Raw genomic sequence first — 3,016 nt, 5'->3', positions numbered from 1 at the left:
TTATCTGCAAATTCAGTAATGAGAGGACGTGTAAACGCAATAAGGACGTTCAAGGTCTTAGTTGCGGATTTGAGGTTAAATTCATTTTTTGACTATGTTTAAGTGTTTCTATTTAGAAGGAATACCTTTCTTCCATACCTGCACCTTCATTTGCTTAAAATCAAACACGACTGTTTGCCCCAAAGACTTAAAGAAAGACAAACCGATTTCCACATCAGAGCTTCTATCATTAACTGATCTTACAGATAGTTTTTTCTTTGAATCCACTGTATGCCCTCCAAATAATACAGAAGGCGATTTCAACGTAATGAGCGGAACCGAAAACAACCTATTATTCTTTAAAACAGTTATATTCTTGCCTTTAATAGAAGGAAAATTGCACTTCTTATAGAAATTATCACGCACAACGATATAATCACTATTACCTAAATTTATCTGACCAACCGCGAATTCATTGTTTATTGAAACAGGCAGGTAGAGTGCAGGAAAATCTGGGTAGGCAAAGTACATGGATTCTTCAAAGTCTGCCTTTGGAAGCGTATCTGTAGGAAAGTTAATTATTTGATGTTTCCAATCAATGGCAATTTTCTCCAACAGCCTAATAATTGGGAGTCCTATCTGTGGAACATTTATCCTTGTATAAAACGCTTTTAGTTCTTTCGCATATTTCCTTGACAGCTTATGCTCCTTAATATAAGCTGTAGGATCTACCATAACAGAAACTAATGCTGGAACATGGGTGAATTGAAGATTGCCGATATTGATAGAATCCAAATACACAACTGGGCATCCTGCAACACTATCTTTCCCACATACTATGCCCAATTGGTCTGCAACCTGAGGAGTTATTTGAAGTGGATATCTTAATTCAGTTGTCCAAATAGCGTCTAAAGTCTCACCATTGAGTTTGATTTTTGTTCTGATAATTGGATTAACCGAAAATTTAACGGCTTGACTCTCATCCTTACGAATAGCATGTACTGGTGAAATTAATACTTTTGCCTTCAAACTATTTTCTTCATCAGAAATTAATTTCTCTGTAGCAGCAGTATATTTCTTGTCATTATAGTAAATCATCTGAGAAGGATAATAATCTTGCTTCAGCCACTCCAGAAGAGCTTCTTCTTGATCGTAGAGACCCTCTGCTTTACAAAGCGTAAAATATACATCGGCTAAATATAGTGCATCAAATCCGTATGCTTGCCAATTATACCTTAGGTTATCATTGATTAAGCTTATGGCATAGCGATTTTGATTGTTTGCAATAGCTGCTACTATCTTGTTATTGAGTTTTAAGAATGGATTAATAGAATCCTTATCGGTATACACCTTGCTCATTTCCAAATATCTACCCGAGCTGAGAAGATTGCCATAAAGCCCAAACTTAGATTTATAATCCTGAGAATATGTGGATAGTGCACAGACTGTAGACATAACTAATATCAATAACCTAAAGTTCTTCATACTCTTATAAATTTTCATTAACGTTTCCTTTAGAATTTATTCACTCAAATAATTAATAATTCATTAGTATAATCGTGGATTATCACTTTTCTCCCATATCTTTACTTTCATTTCTTTAAAGTCAATCACCATCGCTTCACCCAAAGACTTAAAGAATGGGTAACCTAATAGTACATCCCACGGTTCATTCGTCATTACAGAATCCCGTAGTTTAATCAAATATGTTGGTTTCATTGCTGTATACCCATATGTTAAAGAAGGATTTAACAAAAATACGCCAAGCGTATCTTGTAAGCCTACCATTGTAACGGAATATATGTCATTACTTTTATCATACCCAATGGGAAACAACTTGCTATTATCTTTCTGATATTGTCGATTAAGCCCCATGTAAAAAGAGGATCCTGTATCTACTGATCCCATCATTGACATTGAATTAATAGTGATTGGTGTTAATAAATATGGCCGTGAATAATTAGTCATAAAAATACGTTCTTCAAAGTGGGGAGTAGGCAATTGCTCTTTAGGAAAGAAAAAGCATTCGTATTTCCAGTCAATTCCAAACTTTTCAAAAAGTTTAATAATAGGCAAGCCGATTATTGGACAGTTCATTTCATTATATACATTCATTGCCTCCAAGAGCTTCTTTTTTGATGCATGTTGCTTATATAGGGCTGGAATTGGACTTTTCATATCTACGATACACGTGGGAACATGGTAGAGGGTATAATTCCCAATCATTAAAGAATCAATATAAGCTATTGCGATTTTTTCATTACCAGAAACGATACTATCGCTTCTATAATCAAGATCTAGCTCATCAGCATATCGATGCGGTAAGGATATTGCTACAGGTGATCCTGTATCCCACAGAAAGGTTTCCGTAGTTTCATTAACCTTCAACTTTGTTTTAATATGCGGTTCAAGTGTAAACTTAATCGGGTTTGGCTCACCTTTACATACGATGCGCATCTGTGGTCTTTTACGAGCTATTTTCATGACTTTAGCCTCCTCATCAATCATCTTATTGACATCAGCAGTAATTTTTTGGTTTTTATAATACTGCTGTTGTAATGGTGAATAGACATCCTTAAGCCAGTTGTATTGAGCTAAAGCATCATCATAACGTCCTTCTGTTAAACATAGATTCACCATGAGACCAGAAAATATCTGAGTATTTCTGTCATATTCTTTCCAGTGAGTCTTCATATTTTCATCTAGCAACTGTATGGCTAAATCATTTCTATTATCGCCAATCGCAGTATATACAGAATTCAGCAATTTTAGAGTAGGGCAATCAATGTTTGATTTACTATAGAACTGAGTCATCTCCCAATATCTACCTTTATATAGATATTCTAAGAACTGCTTCTCCTCTAATATTCGTTGCGAGTGTGAAAAAGCCGACGTTGGAAATGCAATAACTAAATATACTACAAATAGGCGTAAATATTTCATATTTATCTTGAATTTTTATTTAAACCTTAATTCCGCAATACTATTATAAATTAAACTTTTTAAGTACCTGAGCAACAAAAAGTTGCTCAGGATT

Annotated in this window: 2 protein-coding genes; both read right to left on the bottom strand. The window is 34.5% G+C overall.

Annotated elements, in window-relative coordinates:
- Positions 1-108 precede the first annotated feature (108 nt).
- Entirely contained in the window at positions 109-1,482 is a 1,374-nt protein-coding gene (locus HMPREF9304_RS01610; protein WP_036926083.1) for a pepsin/retropepsin-like aspartic protease family protein, read from the bottom strand.
- 45 nt (positions 1,483-1,527) lie between these two features.
- On the bottom strand, positions 1,528-2,922 hold the full coding sequence (locus tag HMPREF9304_RS01605) for a pepsin/retropepsin-like aspartic protease family protein (RefSeq protein ID WP_036926082.1): 1,395 nt from the start codon (positions 2,920-2,922) through the stop codon (positions 1,528-1,530).
- Positions 2,923-3,016: the final 94 nt, after the last annotated feature.

This window comes from Hoylesella timonensis S9-PR14, assembly GCF_000762405.1.
Lineage (GTDB): Bacteria > Bacteroidota > Bacteroidia > Bacteroidales > Bacteroidaceae > Prevotella > Prevotella timonensis_A.
This window is presented reverse-complemented; position numbering and strand designations above follow the sequence as displayed.